This is a genomic window from Pseudomonas oplopanacis (genome assembly GCF_057128725.1).
Genome location: NZ_JBSKHV010000001.1, coordinates 63525 through 82189, shown reverse-complemented (window position 1 = coordinate 82189; position 18665 = coordinate 63525). Strand labels below are relative to the sequence as shown.

The 18665-nt window shown below is 60.2% G+C and carries 17 protein-coding genes and 1 pseudogene; 9 read left to right on the top strand and 9 right to left on the bottom strand.

All coding sequences use genetic code 11. From position 1 onward, the window contains the following. Positions 1 to 31 precede the first annotated feature (31 nt). The 3 genes from ACWKV5_RS00395 to ACWKV5_RS00385 all read right to left on the bottom strand — a co-directional run bounded on the left by ACWKV5_RS00395 (position 32) and on the right by ACWKV5_RS00385 (position 5124). Positions 32 to 1687, bottom strand: a complete 1656-nt coding sequence (locus ACWKV5_RS00395) for a Na/Pi cotransporter family protein (protein WP_483839664.1) — start codon at positions 1685 to 1687, stop codon at positions 32 to 34. A 149-nt stretch (positions 1688 to 1836) separates the two neighbouring features. Next, positions 1837 to 4557: a magnesium-translocating P-type ATPase gene (gene mgtA, locus ACWKV5_RS00390; protein WP_483839663.1), complete on the bottom strand. Its 2721-nt coding sequence runs from the start codon at positions 4555 to 4557 to the stop codon at positions 1837 to 1839. Between the two features lie 303 nt (positions 4558 to 4860). After that, positions 4861 to 5124: a hypothetical protein gene (locus ACWKV5_RS00385; protein ID WP_483839662.1), complete on the bottom strand. Its 264-nt coding sequence runs from the start codon at positions 5122 to 5124 to the stop codon at positions 4861 to 4863. 361 nt (positions 5125 to 5485) lie between these two features. On the opposite strand from ACWKV5_RS00385, the gene ACWKV5_RS00380 reads away from it, so the two are divergent. The 3 genes and pseudogenes from ACWKV5_RS00380 to ACWKV5_RS00370 all read left to right on the top strand — a co-directional run bounded on the left by ACWKV5_RS00380 (position 5486) and on the right by ACWKV5_RS00370 (position 6493). Next, positions 5486 to 5614, top strand: coding sequence for a hypothetical protein (locus ACWKV5_RS00380; RefSeq protein ID WP_483839661.1), 129 nt, complete (start codon positions 5486 to 5488; stop codon positions 5612 to 5614). Continuing rightward, positions 5607 to 5804: pseudogene (locus ACWKV5_RS00375) on the top strand (FAD-dependent oxidoreductase); the annotation flags it as partial. The gene ACWKV5_RS00380 and the pseudogene ACWKV5_RS00375, both read left to right, overlap by 8 nt. A gap of 92 nt (positions 5805 to 5896) precedes the next feature. Further along, positions 5897 to 6493, top strand: a complete 597-nt coding sequence (locus ACWKV5_RS00370; RefSeq protein ID WP_483839660.1) for a DinB family protein — start codon at positions 5897 to 5899, stop codon at positions 6491 to 6493. Here ACWKV5_RS00370 and ACWKV5_RS00365 read toward each other — a convergent pair. Continuing rightward, positions 6405 to 7334, bottom strand: a complete 930-nt coding sequence (locus tag ACWKV5_RS00365) for a LysR substrate-binding domain-containing protein (RefSeq protein WP_483839659.1) — start codon at positions 7332 to 7334, stop codon at positions 6405 to 6407. The two genes, ACWKV5_RS00370 and ACWKV5_RS00365, sit on opposite strands and share 89 nt — an antisense overlap. A 400-nt stretch (positions 7335 to 7734) precedes the next feature. On the opposite strand from ACWKV5_RS00365, the gene ACWKV5_RS00360 reads away from it, so the two are divergent. Next, complete coding sequence (locus ACWKV5_RS00360) at positions 7735 to 8100, top strand: DUF6124 family protein (protein ID WP_483839658.1); 366 nt, start codon at positions 7735 to 7737, stop codon at positions 8098 to 8100. A 176-nt stretch (positions 8101 to 8276) separates the two neighbouring features. On the opposite strand, the gene ACWKV5_RS00355 is transcribed toward ACWKV5_RS00360, so the two are convergent. Continuing rightward, positions 8277 to 9167: a LysR substrate-binding domain-containing protein gene (locus tag ACWKV5_RS00355; RefSeq protein ID WP_483839657.1), complete on the bottom strand. Its 891-nt coding sequence runs from the start codon at positions 9165 to 9167 to the stop codon at positions 8277 to 8279. 218 nt (positions 9168 to 9385) lie between these two features. On the opposite strand from ACWKV5_RS00355, the gene ACWKV5_RS00350 reads away from it, so the two are divergent. The 3 genes from ACWKV5_RS00350 to ACWKV5_RS00340 are packed head-to-tail and all read left to right on the top strand — an operon-like array spanning position 9386 to position 11639. Further along, positions 9386 to 10402, top strand: coding sequence for an aldo/keto reductase (locus ACWKV5_RS00350; RefSeq protein WP_483839656.1), 1017 nt, complete (start codon positions 9386 to 9388; stop codon positions 10400 to 10402). 2 nt (positions 10403 to 10404) lie between these two features. Beyond that, positions 10405 to 11202, top strand: a complete 798-nt coding sequence (locus ACWKV5_RS00345; protein WP_483839655.1) for an SDR family NAD(P)-dependent oxidoreductase — start codon at positions 10405 to 10407, stop codon at positions 11200 to 11202. Positions 11203 to 11228: 26 nt separating this feature from the next. Continuing rightward, positions 11229 to 11639, top strand: coding sequence for an SRPBCC family protein (locus ACWKV5_RS00340; RefSeq protein WP_483839654.1), 411 nt, complete (start codon positions 11229 to 11231; stop codon positions 11637 to 11639). A 137-nt stretch (positions 11640 to 11776) separates the two neighbouring features. Here the strand turns inward: ACWKV5_RS00340 and ACWKV5_RS00335 are convergent, their stop codons facing one another. Beyond that, positions 11777 to 13171 (bottom strand): sensor histidine kinase, encoded by a 1395-nt coding sequence (locus tag ACWKV5_RS00335; RefSeq protein WP_483839653.1) that lies wholly within the window; start codon positions 13169 to 13171, stop codon positions 11777 to 11779. Continuing rightward, entirely contained in the window at positions 13149 to 13832 is a 684-nt protein-coding gene (locus tag ACWKV5_RS00330) for a response regulator transcription factor (RefSeq protein WP_140669879.1), read from the bottom strand. The genes ACWKV5_RS00335 and ACWKV5_RS00330 overlap by 23 nt, the downstream gene beginning before the upstream one ends. A 278-nt stretch (positions 13833 to 14110) precedes the next feature. Here ACWKV5_RS00330 and ACWKV5_RS00325 point away from each other — a divergent pair, with 278 nt between their 5' ends. Together ACWKV5_RS00325 and ACWKV5_RS00320 are read left to right on the top strand one after the other, a co-directional pair. Beyond that, positions 14111 to 15040: a hypothetical protein gene (locus tag ACWKV5_RS00325; protein ID WP_483839652.1), complete on the top strand. Its 930-nt coding sequence runs from the start codon at positions 14111 to 14113 to the stop codon at positions 15038 to 15040. Between the two features lie 212 nt (positions 15041 to 15252). Continuing rightward, positions 15253 to 15792, top strand: a complete 540-nt coding sequence (locus tag ACWKV5_RS00320; RefSeq protein WP_483839651.1) for a hypothetical protein — start codon at positions 15253 to 15255, stop codon at positions 15790 to 15792. Between the two features lie 130 nt (positions 15793 to 15922). Here ACWKV5_RS00320 and ACWKV5_RS00315 read toward each other — a convergent pair whose 3' ends face one another. Continuing rightward, on the bottom strand, positions 15923 to 17734 hold the full coding sequence (locus ACWKV5_RS00315) for a monovalent cation:proton antiporter-2 (CPA2) family protein (RefSeq protein ID WP_483839650.1): 1812 nt from the start codon (positions 17732 to 17734) through the stop codon (positions 15923 to 15925). A gap of 204 nt (positions 17735 to 17938) precedes the next feature. Further along, entirely contained in the window at positions 17939 to 18544 is a 606-nt protein-coding gene (locus ACWKV5_RS00310) for a DJ-1/PfpI family protein (RefSeq protein WP_483839649.1), read from the bottom strand. Positions 18545 to 18665: the final 121 nt, after the last annotated feature.

The window sequence follows — 18665 nt, the reverse complement described above, 5'->3', positions numbered from 1 at the left end:
ACGAACAACACATTGCGCCGCTCCACAGCTATCAGCAGGCGCATTGCGGGGTTTCCTTCGCCGGGCCGTTGTTCTCGATCACTCGCTCTCCGGCACGCTCGAGCAGTGGATAGGCGAGGGCGGCGATGTGGTGGTGGACGCGGCGATAATCGCGCAGCACACGCTGGAAGAGGTCACCGGATTCGGCCCAGGTGTTTTTGTCTTCCTGCAATTGGCGAAAGTGCTCACGGCTGGCGTGCGCTTCCAGCTGCCTGACGGTTTCCTTGCGACTGATCAGTTGATGGGCGATGGCAATGTCTTCGCGCAGGAACACGCTGATCGCCAGGCTCAGGCTTTCCAGCAAGGCGTCGTGCAGCGGGGCGATGTTGCCCAGCTCGAATGCCGAGAACTGTTCGCCACGGCGCACCCGGCGTATGGCCAATTGCGCGAGGCTGCTGCAGAGAATGTCCGCCGCGTGTTCGAGGTTGATCACGAACAAGAGGATTTCCTGGGCGCGATCGGCATCGTCGTCGCTGATGCCTTCCTTGCCGATGTCGGCCAGATAGGCACGAATCGCTGCGCTGAGCAGGTCCAGGGATTGATCGATGCGTCGTACGTCGTCGACACAGGTCGGCGCCGAGGTGTGGAACAGCTGCAACAGGCGCCCGAGCATCGCCGAGAACATATCGGCCATGCGCAGGGCTTCCCGGGCCGCGTTGGACAAACCGATGTTGGCCACTTCCAGACCGGCCTCGTCCAGGTAGTGCGGCATTCCGGGATCGACTTCCCGCACCGGATCCGGCAGCAGCCGGGTCAGGGCATTGGCGAGTACGTCGGTCAAACCGATGAACACCAGCGCCAACACCAGATTGAAACCGCTGTGCAGGACCACGACCAGCGTCGACGGATTCAGGTTCGTCTCGGCCAGCCACCCGGCAAACGGCAACACCGCCAGCGCACCGACCACCCGCACCAGCAGATTACCCAGCGGCAAACGTCGACCGACGCTGGATCCAGCGTTGATCACTGACGGCAAGGTCCCGCCAATGTTCACGCCCAGGACCAACGCCACCAGGGTGGTCGCCGAGAGCATGCCGGTCGCGGCCAGCGAGACAATCAGCAACACCACGGCCACGCTGGAATGGCAGAGCCAGGTGAGCAGCAGCGCCACTAACAGTGCAATCAGCAGGTCACCGTCCAGGCTTTGCATGATCAATTGAAACACCGGCGTACTTTCGACCCGCGCCAGGGTTGAACCGAGCATGTGCAGGGCCAGCAGCATCAGCCCCAGGCCGATCAGCGCACAGCCGACACTTTCAAAGCGTGAGTCATCGCGCAGGCGAAAGACGATCAACCCCGTCATTAGCATCAGCGGCATGAGCATCGACATGTCGAGGCTGAGCAGTTGCACCACCAGGGTCGAACCGATATTGGCGCCCAGCATCATGGCCAGTGCCGGGGCCAGCGCGAGGGTGCCGGCGGCGGTGAACGAGGTCGCCATCAGGCTGACGGCGGTGCTGCTTTGCAGGAGGCCGGTGATGCCGATCCCCGACAGCAACGCCATCCAGCGGTTGTTCAGGTTATGGCCCAGCCACTGGCGCAATGGCGAACCAAAGCCGCGCAGCAGCGCCGAAGAAATCATGTGAGTGCCCCACAGCAACAATGCGATGGCGCCTGCGAGGTTGATCAGTAGAGTCGTTCCCGACATGAGAACTCTCCTTTTTCAGTAGGGTTAAGCGCGGTTCATGTGGGAGCGAGCCTGCTCGCGAAAGCGGCGTATCAGCCAACGATGATGTTGCCTGACACTCTGCCTTCGCGAGCAGGCTCGCTCCCACAGGGGTTGGGGTGTTCAGGTCATCAGAACCACTGCTTGAAGCGGCGGATGTAGAGGGTTTTCATGACCTGCGCGAAGACGCAGTAGCTGAGCAAGGTGCCCACCAGCCAAGGGAAGTACGCCCACGGCAATGGCTGCAAACCGACCAGCGTGCCCAGCGGCGAGAACGGAATGTAGATGCCCAGCACCATCACCAACCCGGTCATCAGAATCACCGGCAACGCCGCCGTGCTCTGGAAGAACGGGATCTTCTGTGTGCGCAACATGTGCACCACCAGCGTCTGCGACAGCAGCCCTTCGATGAACCAGCCGGACTGGAACAGGCCCTGCATTTCCACGCTGTTGGCGGCGAACACGTACCACATCAGCGCAAACGTGGTGATGTCGAACACCGACGAGGTCGGACCGATCCACAGCATGAAACGGCCGATGTTTTTCGCGTCCCACTTGCGCGGTTTGCTGAGGAATTCCTTGTCCATCTTGTCCCACGGCAGCGCCAGCTGAGAGATGTCGTACATGAGGTTTTGCAGCAGCAGGTGGATCGACAGCATCGGCAAAAACGGAATGAACGCACTGGCCACCAGCACCGAGAACACGTTGCCGAAGTTGGAACTGGCGGTCATGTTCAGGTACTTCATGATATTGCCGAAGGTTTCGCGGCCCTTGAGCACGCCTTCTTCGAGCACCATCAGGCTCTTTTCCAACAGGATGATGTCGGCCGATTCCTTGGCAATGTCGGTGCCGCTGTCCACCGAAATACCGACGTCGGCATCGCGCAGGGCAGGGGCATCGTTGATGCCGTCACCGAGGAAACCCACGGTGTGACCATTGGCCTGCAACGCCTTCAGCACCCGCGACTTTTGCAGCGGTGTCAGTTTGGCGAACACCGTGCGTTCTTCGACACGCAGCTTGAGGGTGGTGTCGTCCATGTTTTCGATGTCCTGGCCGAGCAGCGGGGTGCCCGGTTCCAGGCCGACGTCGCGGCAGATCTTGCAGGTGACGACCGCGTTGTCGCCGGTCAGCACCTTGACCGTCACGCCCATGTCCCGCAGCGCAGCAATCGCCGGGCCTGCGGTTTCCTTCGGTGGATCGAGGAAGGTCAGGAAGCCGCGAATCACCAGCTCGCGTTCATCTTCGGTGGTGTACTGGTTTTTGCTCTGCGCTTTCGGGATCTCGCGGGTGGCGACCAGCAGCACCCGGAAGCCGTCTTCGTTGTACTCGTTGGCCAGAGCCAGCAGGTCTTTGCGGCGCTGATCATCGAGGGCGACAACGCTGCCGTTTTCATGGAAGTGACTGGCGATGGACAGCATTTCCTCGACCGCGCCTTTGCACACCATCAGATGATCGTCGCGGCTGTCCTTGACGATGATCGACAGGCGCCGGCGGACGAAGTCGAATGGCAATTCGTCGACCTTGCTGTAGGCGAACGGCACTTTAAACTTTGGATTCGCGTTGGCAAATTGTACCACCGCCTGGTCCATCAGATTCTTCAAACCGCTCTGGTGATGGCTGTTGAGCCACGCCAGTTCGAGGATCGCATCGTCGCGCCGGCCATGGCTGTCGACGTGGTGCTCCAGAATGATCTTGTCCTGGGTCAGGGTGCCGGTCTTGTCAGTGCACAGCACGTCCATCGAACCGAAGTTCTGGATCGCATTGAGGCGCTTGACCACCACTTTGCGCTTGGCCATGGCCATCGCGCCTTTAGCCAGGTTGGCGCTGACAATCATCGGCAGCATTTCCGGGGTCAGCCCGACCGCCACGGCCAGTGCAAACAATAACGCGTCGCTCCAGTCGCCCTTGGAAAAACCGTTGAGCAAGAACACGATCGGCACCATCACCAGCATGAAGCGGATCAGCAGCCAGCTGACGCTGCTCACCCCTCGGTCGAACGCCGTTTGCACGCGCGAGCCGACAATGGCTTTGGCCAGCGAACCGAAGTAAGTGCGCGAGCCGGTCGCGACCACTACGGCTTTGGCGGTGCCGCTGACCACGTTGGTGCCCATGAAGCAGATGTTCGGCAGGTCGAGCAGGTTCGACTGATCGGCGGCGCTGCCGGTGGCCGACTTCTGGGCGACGTTGCCCAGAGTGTCGTATTTCTCGACGGGCAAGGCTTCACCGGTGAGCACGGCCTGGCTGATGAACAGGTCGCGGGATTCGATAAGGCGAATGTCCGCGGGGATCATGTCACCCGCACTGAGTTGCACGATGTCGCCGGCCACCAGCTCGCGCATCGGTACTTCGCGAAGCGTCGCCTCCTGGCCGCGTTGTCCGCGCCGCAGCACGGTGGCGGTGGTACGCACCATGGCCTTGAGGGTTTCGGCTGATTTGGCCGAGCGGTATTCCTGCCAGAACCGCAGCAGGCTGCTCAAGGTGACCATGGTCATGATGATAATGACCTTGGTCAGGTCGGCGTCGTCGCTTTCGCCCTGGCTGATCGGCAGCCAGTAATCGGTGAAGAAACTGATGCCGGCCAGGGTCAGCAATACATAGATGAAGGGATTGTTCAGGGCTTTCAGCAGTTGGACGAAGGCGTGAGGCGGCTTGTCGTGGGCGACTTCGTTGTAACCGCCCCGGGCCAGACGGCCCTCGGCTTCCAGTTCGGTGAGGCCGTCCGGGGTTGCATTGAGGTTGGCGAGGGTGACGGCCAGGCCATTTTGGGCTTCTCGTGCGGCGCGCATCGACAGTTTGGCGTTGTCGCTGCGGGTGCCTTTGGTGCGGGAATCGGGGGTTTTTACTGTGGTCATCGCGTGTGCTCCTGCCGCTGCTTGCGGCACGACACACAGCCGGCTCAGCCAACTACAGGCGAGCGAATGTATGTCGAGCCGCAAACAAGCGATCGATGTCGGAAGTAATGTTTTGTTGTTTTAACGTTCGCTGGCTATCAACAGGAAAGTGACAGGCAGCGAACCGTCTACTGGCTTCGTCCATAACTAACTCCAATTAACTGATGTTTTAAAAGGCAATAAGAAGTTGTCGGTTTCCAATATCAGAAAACCGTTGAGGGAAGGACTTTAAAGTGCCTTCAGATCAATTGAATGTGTGGCCCGTCAGGCTCGGCTTCGCAACCGGAAGCGACGAGCGATGCGTTGACTCGGTGGTTCCTGGTTGTCGTCCAGGCTCCAGCGTTGCTGAAGTCGACCCGTCATCGGGCAGACGCGCCAGTTGGCACGCGGGTGTGCCCTGGCAGGGGAGGAAAGGCTGGAAAACGGCGCAATGGCGCGGTTCGCGAGCGTAGGCTCACGGCAGGGCTTGACCCGCATGGTCGAAGCAAAGGCGCGTACGCCGGGCATTACGGTGGTGTTGAAGTTCATAACATGCCTCTGGACCGGACGGACGCCGGTGAGGCAAGTTACGGTGGAGCATCAAGCTCTAGCGCAGCTCACCCGACCGAAAAGTCGAGTCCCGTCATTTTCTGGGTTATGTGCCAGATTCTGCAGTTTCGCAGTAACCCGACAGCGACTAGATACTGTGTCCATTGGATTCCGTAGTGAGTTGAAAAAAGGCCTTCGTCGAAGGCCCGGGCAATTTACTCAGCGAGGTGGAGTACGTCAACCTTAAAAGCCCGATTAATAGTGTATTAAATGGAAAAGTTGCACATTTGATTATTGAGTTCAGCCAAATGACAGTAAGTTGTCTTTCATGTGACGGAGTGCAGCGAGGGCCGGTTTGAAAATGAGTACAGGACAATCGAACATCGATACCGACTGCGTCGTGGTCGGGGCCGGCGTGGTTGGCGTCGATGACTTGCAGTGGCTGGATGCCGCGCAAGCCCGAGCGTTTGAACCGGCACTGTCCCGATAACAGCCTGCAACCGGCCTACAGCGGCATCCGCCCGAAAATCACCGGCCCGACCGAACCCGCAGCCGATTTCATCATCAGCGGCCCGACCGAACACGGCGTGCCAGGGCTGGTGAACCTGTTTGGCATCGAATCACCGGGCCTGACCAGTTGCCTGGCGCTGGCCGAGCGGGTGGTGCAGCAACTTACGTAACCCCGTAGCAGTTGCCGGTTATCAGTCGTTGCGATGCCGTGAGCCATGAGGGCTATGCTTTGCAGTGCGCCCATCACCATGGGAGACCTCTGATGATCAACGTACGTACGGCCCGCATGCTTGCCGATTACAAGAACTGGGCCGACCAGCGCCTCTTTGACAGCCTGGCGGCATTGCCGGCGGGTGAGGTCAGCAAAGATCGCGTGTCGGTGTTCAAGAACATGATAGGCACCCTGAACCACATCTACGTCGTGGACTGCATCTGGCAGGCCCACCTCGAAGGCCGAGGGCACGGCTTCAAAACTTCGCATGATCTGTTGCACGCCGACCTTGCCGAACTGCGCATGGCGCAGCGGGAGATTGATCACTGGTATTGCGACTGGAGCGAAAGCCAGACCGAAGCGTCGCTGGATAAACCCGTCGAATTCACGTTTGTCTCCGGTGAAAGCGGCACCATGAGTGCTGGCGCGATACTGATGCATGTGGTCAACCACGCCAGCTATCACCGTGGCTGGGTGATCCAGATGTACTTCGAGATCCCGGCCATGCCACCGGTTACGGACTTGCCGGTGTACTTGCGCGAAACTCAGCCAACGGCTTTCAAGTCGCTGCATGCCCCGGCATTGGAGCCGCCATGTGCTGTGCAATTTTCGAGCGCAACCAGCGTTCTGCCGGATCGTTATCGTTGACGCCGTTCCAGACCATGGACAGTTCGGACAGCACGATGTCAAACGGCGGGTCGTCGGCACGCAACTGGTTGCTGCCTTCGATCAACGCACACGCGGCATAATCCGGCACCGAGGCGAGCATATCGGTGCCGGCCAGTAACGAGCGCAATCCGGCAAACTGGGGCACCGCTAACACTACCCTCCGCGAACGACCGATGCGCGCCAAATCGTTATCGATGGCCCCGGTCAAGTCTCCGGAAAACGACACCAGCGCATGGGGGCGCTCGCAAAACTCATCCAGCGTCAGGGGGCCGGGGCGGTCATCGCCGCGCAGAATCTTCACGCTCAAGTCGCGCAATTTCTTGCGCTTGGCGTTGGCCGGGAGTTCCGTGGTGTAGCTGATCCCGACCGAAATCTCGCCGCTGGCGAGCATCGACGACATCAGCAGAAAATTCACCCGCCGCACCACCACCACCACGTTCTGCGCCTCTTCGCGAATCTGCTTGAGCAACGGCGGAAACAAGCCGAACTCGGCGTCGTCGGACAGGCCAATGCGAAACACATCACGGCTGGTGGCCGGGTCGAAATCCTTGGCCCGGCTGACCGCACCGGAAATGGTATCCATCGCTGGCTTCAGCTCCTGGAGGATCGCCAATGCGCGCTGGGTCGGTTCCAGCGTACGGCCATTGCGCACCAGCAGCGGGTCGTCGAACAAATCGCGCAACTTGGCCAATGAGGCACTGACGGCGGGTTGGCCGAGGAACAGCTTCTCCCCGGCGCGGGTGAGGTTTTTCTCGAACATCAGGGTTTCGAAAATTACCAACAGGTTCATGTCCACGCGGCGCAGGTCGTTGCGGTTCATGGGGATGGCTCGCAGGATTTTGAGGGTCTGTTCAGTAAAGCATCAAACCTGAATGAGTCATTAAACGGCGATGTTTAACACACATCTCCAGATACTCTCCGGGGCTACACAACCTTGCGCCGTTGCCTACGACTACGCCAGAATCCGCCGGCTTGTGCGCCTTGGGCCGGGACTTTATCGTTTGCGGGTCGCTGACAAATCAGCGATCGGATTTGACCGTCCGACTCAATCAAGGCGTACCAGTGCCCAAGAAAGTTCAGGCTTTTTGCGGCGGCTGTGCGCGGGACACCTTCGGGTGTGCCGGATACCTTGATTTCCGGTCGGTCAACCCGCGTACAGCTGCCACCTTGATTCGTTTGACCGCGGACGGTGGCGGCGCCACTAATCAAGGAGCTTCACTATGTTCAAGATCACACCCAACCCGCCAGAAACCGACACCGACGATGTTTCCCCGTACGAATCCACCGATTCCAAAAAACTCAACACTGCCGCCGACCGCGCCCTCGACTACTACCTCAAACCGGTCATTCCCAAAGACACCCCGCGTAAACCCAGCACCATTTACTTCGTCGGCCCCGACACCGATCACGAAACCCTATTGGTCAACGCCTGTGAGACGTTGGCGTCAGCGAGCGTGATGTTGAGTGACTTCGCGGGGCAACTGAACGGCCCGCAGCGCCATACCCTGCTGGGCATTCAAAACTCCGTGATGTTGGGCGAACTGGCGGTGAACCGGATGCTCGATAACGTCGATCCGCATAGCTAACGCCAAATTGTGGTGGTGCGCTGTCCTGTGGCGAGGGAGCTTGCTCCCGCTGGGCAGCGCAGCGGCCCCTGTCACTGACAATCCATTCCTTCAGGCACATCGCGTTCAATGGTTTTGGGGCTGCTGCGCTGCCCAACGGGGGCAAGCCCCCTCGCCACAAAAGCGCATGGGAACGATCATCTTGGCTCCGTCAGCACTTTGCGGAACGTCTCCACCAACGGCCGCAAATTGATCCGGTGCCACGCCGCCCACAATGGTCGGGTGAAGGCAATCCACGGCACTTCCCGTAGCACCACTCCTGGCGGAGCGTTGCGGCTCAAGCCTTTCTGAATCATCGCGATGCCCAGTCCCGAAGCCACCAGAGCCATGGCGGTGAAGGGACCGGTGGCTTCCATGCGGATGTCCGGGGTGAAGCCGGCGCGGATGCAGGCGCTGACGAAGTCTTCGCGGTTGGTGACATTCTGGTGGTGCTGCACGCCGATCCACTCTTGGTCGGCGAGGTCGGCCGGGGTCAATGTGGTCTGATTGGCCAGTGGATGATGCTCAGGCAATGCCAGCAGCATCGGGTCGTCCAGCACTTGAAAGCCCAGCAGATCCGGATCATTTTTGGCCGGTGGTTCGCTGACCAATGCGATGTCGAGGCTGCGTTGGCGCAGGCCTTCAAGCTGTTCAGTGGAGCGCAGGTTGTACAGCGCGACATGCACGTTCGGCCGCTCGACGCGCAACACGCGCAGGGCATTCGGCAACACGCCAGCGTGCATGGCGTTTTCGATGTAGCCGATGCACAAACCGCCTTCTTCGCCGCGACCGAGGCGTTTGCCGAGGGATTCCAGGCGACTGGCGTGGGTCAGCAGGGCGCGGGTTTCGGCGAGGAAGGTCTGGCCGTCGCGGGTCAGGCGGATGCGTTGTTGGCTGCGTTCGAACAGGGTCAACCCCAGGCGTTCTTCGAGCTGGGCGATCTGCCGGCTCAACGGCGACTGGGAAATGTGCAGGCGTTCGGCGGCGCGACCGACGTGTTCTTCTTCGGCGACGGCGACGAAGTAGCGCAGCTGGCGGATGTCGATCATGTCAGACCTCTGGGGACTCAAGTGCTGCGCATTATGTCTTGGACGGTCCGACCGTCGCAATCTAGGATCTGCTCAACGGTAAAGCAAAAACCGCTCTTTGTAGGAGCCGGCTTGCTGGCGATGGCGCTTAATCAAGCGATAACTGTGTTGACTGTTTCAACGCCATCGCCAGCAAGCCGGCTCCTACAGGTTCACGAGACATTCAAGAGGAATTACCCATGAGCTTGAAAGACAAACTGCCCGGCGCGCTGGGTTTTGGTACCGCACCCTTGGGCAACATGTTCCGCGCGATTCCTGAAGACGAAGCGCTCGCCACCGTGCACGCCGCCTGGGATGCCGGCGTGCGCTACTTCGACACCGCGCCGTTCTACGGTTCGGGCCTGTCGGAAATCCGCCTGGGCGCCGCGTTGTCCCGATACAACCGCGACGACTACGTGCTGAGCAGCAAAGTCGGCCGGGTCATTCTGGATGAAGTCGAAGACACTGCGGCCCGTGATTTGGGCGAGAAAAGCGGGGTATTCGAACACGGCCTCCCGAACAAGATCGTCAATGACTACAGCGCCGACGCGACGATGCGCTCCATCGAGGACAGCCTCAAGCGTCTGCAAACCGACCGTCTGGACATCGTCTGGGTGCATGACATCGCACAGGATTTCTACGGCGATCAATGGCTGGAGTACTTCAACCAGGCCCGCACCGGCGCGTTCAAAGTGCTGACCCGCTTGCGCGAAGAAGGCGTGATCAAGGGGTGGGGCCTGGGCGTGAACAAGGTCGAGCCGTGCGAACTGACCCTTGATCTGACCGAAGCGCAACCGGACGGCTTTCTGTTGGCGGGTCGCTACACTCTTCTCGACCACGACCGCGCGTTGCAACGTTTGATGGACGCAGCCCTGGCGCAGAACGTCGAGATCGTGGTCGGTGGTCCTTACAGCTCGGGCATTCTGGCCGGTGGTGCGCACTTCGAGTACCAGCAAGCCAGCCCGGCGATCATCAACAAAGTCGAGCACATCAAACGCATCGCCGCCGCGCACGGTGTCGACATCAAAGCGGCGGCCTTGCAGTTCTCGTTAGCCAACCCGGCGGTGGCGGCGGTGATTCCAGGTTCCAGCCGTCCGGAGCGTATTGCCGAAGACGTTGCCGCGCTGTCGGCGGTCATTCCCGCCGCATTCTGGCAGGCAATGCGTGAGGCAAAACTGGTCTCCGACCGCGCGCCATTGCCGATCACAGGAGTTTGAGCATGAAGATTGATCTGAGTGGAAAACTCGCCATTGTCAGCGGCAGCACCGCCGGCATTGGCCTGGGCATCAGCAAGGCGTTGGCCGAGTCCGGCGCTACGGTGGTGGTGATCGGCCGCGAGACGGCCAAGGTCGAACAGGCGCTGGCGAGCATTCGTCAAAGCGTACCGGACGCGCAGTTGCGTGGCCTGACCGCCGACCTGGGCACTGCCGAAGGCGCCGAAGTGCTGTTCGCCGCCGAGCCGCGCGCGGACATCCTGGTGAACAATCTCGGGATTTTCAACGACGTCGATTTCTTCGATACACCGGACAGCGAGTGGACGCGCTTCTATGAGGTCAACGTGATCTCCGGCGTGCGCCTGTCCCGGCATTACGTGCCGGACATGGTCAAGCAGGGTTGGGGCCGGGTGATCTTCGTGTCCTCGGAATCCGGCATCTCGATCCCGGCCGACATGCTCAACTATGGCGTGACCAAAAGCGCCAACCTGGCGGTGTCCCATGGCCTGGCCAAACGGCTGGCGGGCACTGGCGTGACGGTCAATGCGATCCTGCCCGGCCCGACACTGACCGATGGCCTGGAGCAGATGCTCAAGGACACCACCGCCGCCTCCGGTCGCAGCGTTCGCGAAGAAGCCGATGCGTTTGTGCTGAAAGCGCGGCCGACGTCGATCATCCAGCGCGTGGCGGATGTCGAAGAGGTGGCGAACCTGGTGGCGTACATCGCTTCGCCGCTGTCCTCGGCCACGACCGGCGCTGCATTGCGGGTTGATGGCGGTGTTGTCGACAGCATGGCGATTTGAATTTTTTGATTAACAGAGAGGGTTACATGGCAACTGCATCAGCGTTTGTTGATATCCCGGCTTCGGCCGATGACGTGTGGCAATTGATCGGCGGCTTCAACTCGTTGCCGGACTGGCTGCCGTTTATTCCGAAAAGCGAACTGAGCGAAGGCGGGCGGGTGCGCAGCCTGCAAACCGCGGATGGCGCGGTGATCGTCGAGCGGCTTGAGGCGTTTGATAACGCCGGGAAGACGTACAGCTATTCGATTGCGCAGGCACCATTTCCGGCGACTGAGTATTTGGCGACGATCAAGGTTGAAGCTCAGGGGCAGGGTGCTCGAGTGACGTGGTCGGGTCGGTTCACGCCTGTGGGGGTGAGTGAGGAAGAAGTGGTGGCGTTGTTCGACGGGATTTATCAGGGTGGGCTTCAGGCTTTACGGGCCAACTACCCGGCCTGACGAAAACCCAATTCCCCCTGTGGGAGCGAGCCTGCTCGCGAAGGCGGTCTAACAGTCGGCATCTATGTTGAATGTCAGTCCGCTTTCGCGAGCAGGCTCGCTCCCACAGGGTTTTGGTTTTGTCAGGGAGATTCGGGTCAGGACTGGGATATCAGACTCTCCCGGCAATCCAGCACCAACCGCGCTCCACCGAGTTCGCTGCTGCCGACCTCCAGCGCAAACCCATGCAAACTGGCAATCGCCGCAACAATCGATAACCCCAAACCAAACCCGCTTTTCTGATTGCCACCCTCAGCCCGATAGAACCGCTGAAACACCGCTTCGCGCTCGGCCTCCGCAATCCCGGGCCCGGAATCCAGCACTTCGATCCGCGTAAACCCGCCCTCGCTGACCCCACGCAAAATCACCTCGCCCCCCGGCGGCGTGAACTTGATCGAGTTGCTCAGCAGATTCGCCACCGCTTCGAACAACAGCGCCCGGTCCCCGTTAAGCGCTGGCAACGACACTGGCAGTTGCAGCTTGAAAACCAGTTCGCCTTCTTCCGCCAGCGGCAGGTAGAAGTCGTGCAGCTCTTGCAGCAACGGCACCGGGTCCAGTTGAACAAAACCCGAGCGGCGCTGGCGATCTTCCAGCTCGGAAATCCGCAACAACCCGCGAAAACGCGCCATCAAGGTGTCGGCTTCACCGAGCACAGAATCCAGTTGTACGCCGAGCGTCGAGTCATCTCCGGCCTGCTGCTGAATCCGGTAAAGCTGTGCCCGCAGGCGTGTCAGCGGGGTGCGCAGGTCATGGGCGATGTTGTCGCAGACACCCTTGACCTCGTGCATCAAGCGCTCGATGCGTTCGAGCATGGCGTTGACGATGGTGGCGAGCATGTCCAGTTCATCGCGCCGGTTGGACAAGGGTAGGCGCCGGGTCAAATCGCCGGCGACGATGGCTTCTGCGCTGGCCTGGATCGCGCGGATGCGCCGCAGGGGCCGTCTGCGCAACAGGTGCCACCCGGCGATGCCCGGAATGATGGTCAAGGTCACGCCCCAGAACAACGCATGAAGGATGATCCGGGTGACGGCGAACAACGAACCGTTGTCGCGCACCAGCACCAGCCAGCGACCGTCGCGGGTCTGGGTCGCTACCGCATCGCAACTGTCGGCGGGCAGGATCGGGTCGTCGGAGTCGGTGCAGTCGCGGAGCATGTGGATCTTGCCGTCCAGCGGCAGGCCTTCGGGGATAAAACGCAGGGCGCCACTGAGGTAGCGATGCTGGTGATCGAACAGGCCATAGGCATCGATGCCACGAATGTCGAAGGTCATGCTGACGGCGAGGGCGTCCACCAGTTGCTCGCCCTGGAAGCGCGAAAACAGATGCTGACGTTGCATCAGCGAGTGCTTGGCCAGGTTGTCGAGGTAAGCGGACACCTCGTAGTACATGACGCCCATCAGGATCGCGCTCCAGATCACGAACAGCGAACTGTAGAGCGCCAGCAAGCGGCTGCTGGAAGAGCGCCAGCCTTTAGACGGGTTCGGCAATGACATAACCCGAGCCTCGCACGGTCCGAATCAGTGGGGCCTGGCCTTGTGGGTCGATTTTCTTGCGCAGACGGCCGATGTGCACGTCGATCAGGTTGGTGCCGGGGTCGAAGTGGTAACCCCAGACTTCTTCGAAAATCATCATGCGCGACAGAATCTGCCCGGTGTTGCGCATCAGGAATTCGAGCAGTTTGTATTCGGTCGGCAGCAGCGTCAGCAACAGGCCGGCACGGCTGGCTTCATGGCTGATCAGGTTGAGTTCCAGATCAGCTACTTTCAACGTCGTGGCCTGGGCGGTCACGGTGTTCTGGCGGCGCAGCAACACTTCAACGCGGGCGGCCATTTCATCGGTGGCAAATGGCTTGGTCAGATAATCGTCACCACCGGCGCGCAACCCGCGCACGCGCTCATCGACGTCGGAGAGGGCGCTGATCATCAGGATCGGCGTGGCCACGCCCATCGTTCGCAGCGTGGTGACAATCGCCAGGCCATCGAGCTCCGGCAGCATGCGGTCGAGGGTGATCAGGTCGTAGTCACCACTGACCGCACGCTCCAGGCCTTCGCGGCCATTGTCGACCCAGTCGACATCGAGGCCGTGGCTGCTCAGTTCGGCGACGATTTCCCGGGCGGTCACGGCGTCGTCTTCGATGGTCAAGATGCGGGTCATAGGGCTGGCCTGATTAGCGGTTCTCAATGATGTGCAGCATTTTGCCAAGAAATGATCGCAGTCTTTCTAAATAAAACTTCATGCGCTGATTATTTTGATCAATGCAGAAAACCCGCTGTGTTGAGGCATTCCTTGCAAATTGCATGAGAAAAGGAAGTTCAATCTTTATAAGCTTTTGAAAAATATAGAAATATTTAAAAGACGCGACTGGCACGCTGACTGCAATGGTGCATTTGAAGAGTTGTAACACCATCTTTCCTGCCTGGAGCGATACAACAATGAATAGATCTTCTGATGGTTTATATAACGTCGCAGAAGAAACGAGCACGCTCTCGGGTGTGTCCTGGGGGGCGATCTTCGCCGGGGCCGCTGCGGCGGCAGCGTTGTCGCTGATCCTGGTGCTGCTAGGTTTCGGCCTGGGTTTTTCGGCGGTGTCGCCGTGGGCCAATGAAGGTGTGAGTGCCAAGGGTCTGGGCATTTCAACCATCGTGTGGCTGGCGGTGACGCAAATTTTGGCGGCCGGGGCCGGTGGTTACATTGCCGGTCGCTTGCGGGTCAAGTGGTCCAACATGCACGGGGATGAAGTGTATTTCCGTGATACCGCCCATGGCTTCCTCGCTTGGTGCGTGGCGACGCTGGTGACCGCGACCCTGGTGGTCGGCTCGGTCAGCAGTGTTGTCAGTGGTGGCATGCAGGCCGGGGCCAATATGGTCGGCGGCGCAGCCAGTGCGGCCACTCAAGCCGCCGGCACCGCGGCTGCCAATACCAATAGCGATCAGTACGGCTATTTCGTCGACAGCCTGTTCCGTGACGATCGTCCGGCCGCCGTCAGCGATGACGCCGCGCGAGGCACCGTGACGCGCATCTTTGTGCGCAGCCTGGGCAACAACGGCCTGAGCGCCGAAGACCGGACCTACCTCGCACAAATGGTCGCCCAACGCACCAACCTGACCCAGGCAGACGCCGAGCGTCGTGTCGATGAAGTCTATGCCCGTACACAAAAAGCCGTGGCCGACGCAAAGGTGGCTGCCCAGCAAGCCGCTGACAAAGCCGCGAAAGTCGCTGCCTGGACGTCGCTGTGGATGTTCATCGCACTACTGATCGGCGCGTTTTTCGCCAGCCTTGCTGCGACCTTTGGCGGTCGTCGTCGGGATGCCGTTGTGTACGTGGAAACCGACACTTACGTCACCACTACCCCAGTCCGCTAACCCAGGAGAATCATCATGCGCTCATTACTGCTGTTCTTTCTTGGCGTGCCGATCCCGATCATTATCCTGATCGCCCTGTTCATGCATTGATCCGCTGAGGCTCATGCCTCTGCCGCTTCCACCTCTGGTGGAAGCGGCGTTTTGCTTTGTGGCCCCCAATAAAGCGAAGATGCCCTGCAACAGTGGGTTGTTTTTAAAAGGGGATACGTGCGTTGGACAAAAAGGAAATCAAGCGGCAACTGATGGCGGCACTCGACGCCGGGAACTCCAAAACCGCGACGTTCAAGGCGTTCTCTGGCGGGACGGTCAAGGACCGGGTACTCGCTTACTGGATCGGCGCCAGGCCGGATCCGGCGCTGCGGGAAAAACACTCGCTCAAGGTCAACATCCTGCTCGCACTGACCTGCCTTCAAGCCTTGCTGGGAGCCGTCACCGGATTTTATCTGGGCTCGATGATCGGCCCCGGTGCCGTGGTGTTTTTCACCCTGTTTGCGGCGCTGGTGCCGCTGGCGTTTGCCTGGGGGTTCTACAAGAACGCGGCGCAGGCCTACACCCTTTACATGATTCTGACCGTCAGCCAGATCGGGCGGATGTTTCAGGGGTATGAGGAAGATCCGGTGATGACAGTGGTCGGTGTGGTGATCACGTTGGCCATGGTGTTTTATGTGGCCTGGGTGAAGGCGTTGCTGTTCCCGGACCTGGGGTTTGTCGGTTCGAAAAAGGTCAAGGGGCAGTTTGTGTTTTCCAACTGATGCTCGGGTGGGGGCCTGGCATTGCACCGCGTTATCGTTCATCGCGGGCAAGCCACGCTCCCACAGGAGAATGCGGTCTACTGTGGGAGCGAGCTTGCTCGAGATGGCGGCATACCTGCCGCCACAGCACTTAAATCTTGCCCGCTTCCTGCTCCTCCAACTGATCCGACTCAAACAACTTAGCCAATTCCGCCCGCGCTTCCTGCGCCGTCTGCAACACCTTCGCCGCATCGTCATACACCGCGTGCTGGGCCTCCAACACCTGCTCATCGTGATGTTTGAAGCGCTTGATCCGCGCATCCGCCTGCGCTTGGGTGAGTCCCAGGCCAACCAGCGTGCGCCGGCTCATTTCCAGGCTCGAATAATAGGTTTCACGAATCGCCTCGGCACCCAGGTCCACCAGGCGATGCACATGCTGGCGGTTACGTGCGCGGGCGATGATTTTGATGTGCGGGTACAGCCGATGCACCACCTCGGCGGTCTTGATGTTGGTGTCTGGGTCATCGGTGGCGATGATGAAATATTCCGCCTGTTCGACCTTGGCCGCGCTGAGGATCTCCGGGCGCATCGGGTCGCCATAGAACACCGGCACGCCGCCGAAACTGCGGGACAGCTCGATGGTTTCCACCGACGTATCGAGCGCCACGAATTTGATGTTTTGCGCCCGTAGAATCCGCGCAACGATCTGTCCCATCCGGCCCATGCCGGCGATCACTACGCGCGGCGCATCGGTGTCGATGTCGCGGAATTTCTCCGGCACCACCACCGGTTGCACCTTGGGTGTATACAACCGGGCGCACAGCAGCAGCAACAGTGGCGTCACCGCCATGGACAGGGTGATGGTCAGCACCAGCAAATCGTACAGGTGCGGCTCGAACAGGCCTTGATCACGGCCGATCTTGAACACCACAAACGCGAATTCACCACCGGCCGCCAGCACGATACCCAGACGCAGCGCACTGACTTTACCCAGGCCACCGGCCAATCGGCCGACCACAAACAGCAGCGGCAATTTGATTGCGATCAACAACAGGGTCAGCCCGAGTACCGCAAGCGGGGCACTGAGCAGCAGACTGAGGTTGGCGCCCATGCCGACGCTGATGAAGAACAGACCCAGCAGCAGGCCTTTGAACGGCTCGATTTGCGCTTCCAGTTCATGCCGGTATTCAGAGTCCGCCAGCAGCAGCCCGGCGAGGAACGCGCCGAGCGCCATGGACACGCCGACCAGGTCCATCAGCCACGCCGTGCCGATCACCACCAGCAACGCCGTGGCGGTGGACACCTCCGGCAAACTGGTTTTAGCAACGATGCGAAACACCGGGCGCAGCAGATAGCGTCCACCGATGACCACCACCGCAATGCTGCCCAGTACCCGCAAACCGTGATTCAAGTCTTCAGCAGCGGTGGAGGTGTGGTCACCACCGGCCAGCAGGGGGACCATGGCAATCAGCGGGATGGCAGCGATGTCCTGAAACAGCAGGATCGCAAACGCCAATCGACCGTGGGGGCTGGTCAGTTCCTTGCGCTCGGCCAGGCTTTGCAAGCCAAACGCAGTGGACGACAGGGCAAGGCCAAGACCGAGCACGATGGCACTGTTCAGCGGCTGGCCGAAGACGAGCAGCGCCAGCACACCGATCACTGAACCGGTCAGCAGCACCTGCGCCAGGCCCACGCCGAACACCGATTTGCGCATCACCCACAGGCGTCGTGGCGACAGCTCCAGGCCAATGATGAACAGCAGCAACACCACGCCGAGTTCGGAAATATGGCTGACGCTTTGCGGATTGCCGATCAGCCCCAGCACCGACGGCCCGATGAGGACGCCGGCAAACAGATAACCCAGCACGGCTCCCAATTGCAGGCGCTTGGCCAAGGGCACGGTGAGCACCGCCGCGAACAGAAACACGACAGCGGCTTGCAACAGGTTGCCTTCATGGGGCATGGCTTACTCCAACACTCGATACGGCGGAGCGCCAAGGATAAAGGCTGCGGCCGGATGCGTCAGCCATTGCTGACCGATCTACCGCTATCGCGAGCAGGCTCACGCCTACATTGGATCTAAGTCGGGCACAAAATGTGTATTCACTGAAGATCAACTGTGGGAGCGAGCCTGCTCGCGAAGACGCCCGGACGGGCAACCCATCACTCAGATAAACGCCTCGATATGCGCCATCCCCCGAGCCACATATTCTTCCTTCTCACCCACCGGCGCGAAGTTGTGCAACACCTCCCGCGCAGCTTCAGTGCTTTTCAACCGAGCCAGAAACCACACCGCCAAATACTGCGCCGACAAACATCCACCCGCCGTGGCGATATTCCCATTGGCATAAAACGCCTGATTCACCACATTGACCCCAGCCGCCTGCACCCAGGGCTTGCTGATGGCATCGGTGCAAGCAGGGGCATCACCGAGCAAGCCGAGCCTGGCCAGCAAAAAGGTCCCCGAACACTGCGCGGCCAGTAACTGGCGACTAGGGTCAAAGCGCAACTGATCCATGATCGTCGGATCCTCAGCCACTTCACGGGTCTTGCGGCCACTGCCGACCAGCACCGCATCCGCCTGGCAGGCTTCGGCCAGATCAATGTGCGCATCAATGGTCAAACCATTCATGGACGTGACGCGCGGCGTCGGCGAGGCAATGCTCACGCGCCAGTCCTTGTCACCCAGCAGCGACACGCGGCTGAGCATGCCGTAGGCGATCAGGGAATCGAGTTCGTTGAAACCGTCGAAGGTCAGAATGGCAATGTGCATGGCGGTTGATCCTGAGTGAATTCACGCAGCCTACGCCGACCCGAGGCGCGATTCCCGGTACAGTCCGGCACAGATTCATCGCAACAGTAAGGAATGATTCACCGCGAGCACAGTCGGAGTT

Coding starts and splice junctions, on each gene's coding strand:
- ACWKV5_RS00395 (WP_483839664.1), bottom strand. CDS start 1,687: ATGTCGGGAACGACTCTACTGATCAACCTCGCAGGCGCCATCGCATTG.
- mgtA (WP_483839663.1), bottom strand. CDS start 4,557: ATGACCACAGTAAAAACCCCCGATTCCCGCACCAAAGGCACCCGCAGC.
- ACWKV5_RS00385 (WP_483839662.1), bottom strand. CDS start 5,124: ATGAACTTCAACACCACCGTAATGCCCGGCGTACGCGCCTTTGCTTCG.
- ACWKV5_RS00380 (WP_483839661.1), top strand. CDS start 5,486: ATGAGTACAGGACAATCGAACATCGATACCGACTGCGTCGTGGTCGGG.
- ACWKV5_RS00370 (WP_483839660.1), top strand. CDS start 5,897: ATGATCAACGTACGTACGGCCCGCATGCTTGCCGATTACAAGAACTGG.
- ACWKV5_RS00365 (WP_483839659.1), bottom strand. CDS start 7,334: ATGAACCGCAACGACCTGCGCCGCGTGGACATGAACCTGTTGGTAATT.
- ACWKV5_RS00360 (WP_483839658.1), top strand. CDS start 7,735: ATGTTCAAGATCACACCCAACCCGCCAGAAACCGACACCGACGATGTT.
- ACWKV5_RS00355 (WP_483839657.1), bottom strand. CDS start 9,167: ATGATCGACATCCGCCAGCTGCGCTACTTCGTCGCCGTCGCCGAAGAA.
- ACWKV5_RS00350 (WP_483839656.1), top strand. CDS start 9,386: ATGAGCTTGAAAGACAAACTGCCCGGCGCGCTGGGTTTTGGTACCGCA.
- ACWKV5_RS00345 (WP_483839655.1), top strand. CDS start 10,405: ATGAAGATTGATCTGAGTGGAAAACTCGCCATTGTCAGCGGCAGCACC.
- ACWKV5_RS00340 (WP_483839654.1), top strand. CDS start 11,229: ATGGCAACTGCATCAGCGTTTGTTGATATCCCGGCTTCGGCCGATGAC.
- ACWKV5_RS00335 (WP_483839653.1), bottom strand. CDS start 13,171: ATGTCATTGCCGAACCCGTCTAAAGGCTGGCGCTCTTCCAGCAGCCGC.
- ACWKV5_RS00330 (WP_140669879.1), bottom strand. CDS start 13,832: ATGACCCGCATCTTGACCATCGAAGACGACGCCGTGACCGCCCGGGAA.
- ACWKV5_RS00325 (WP_483839652.1), top strand. CDS start 14,111: ATGAATAGATCTTCTGATGGTTTATATAACGTCGCAGAAGAAACGAGC.
- ACWKV5_RS00315 (WP_483839650.1), bottom strand. CDS start 17,734: ATGCCCCATGAAGGCAACCTGTTGCAAGCCGCTGTCGTGTTTCTGTTC.
- ACWKV5_RS00310 (WP_483839649.1), bottom strand. CDS start 18,544: ATGCACATTGCCATTCTGACCTTCGACGGTTTCAACGAACTCGATTCC.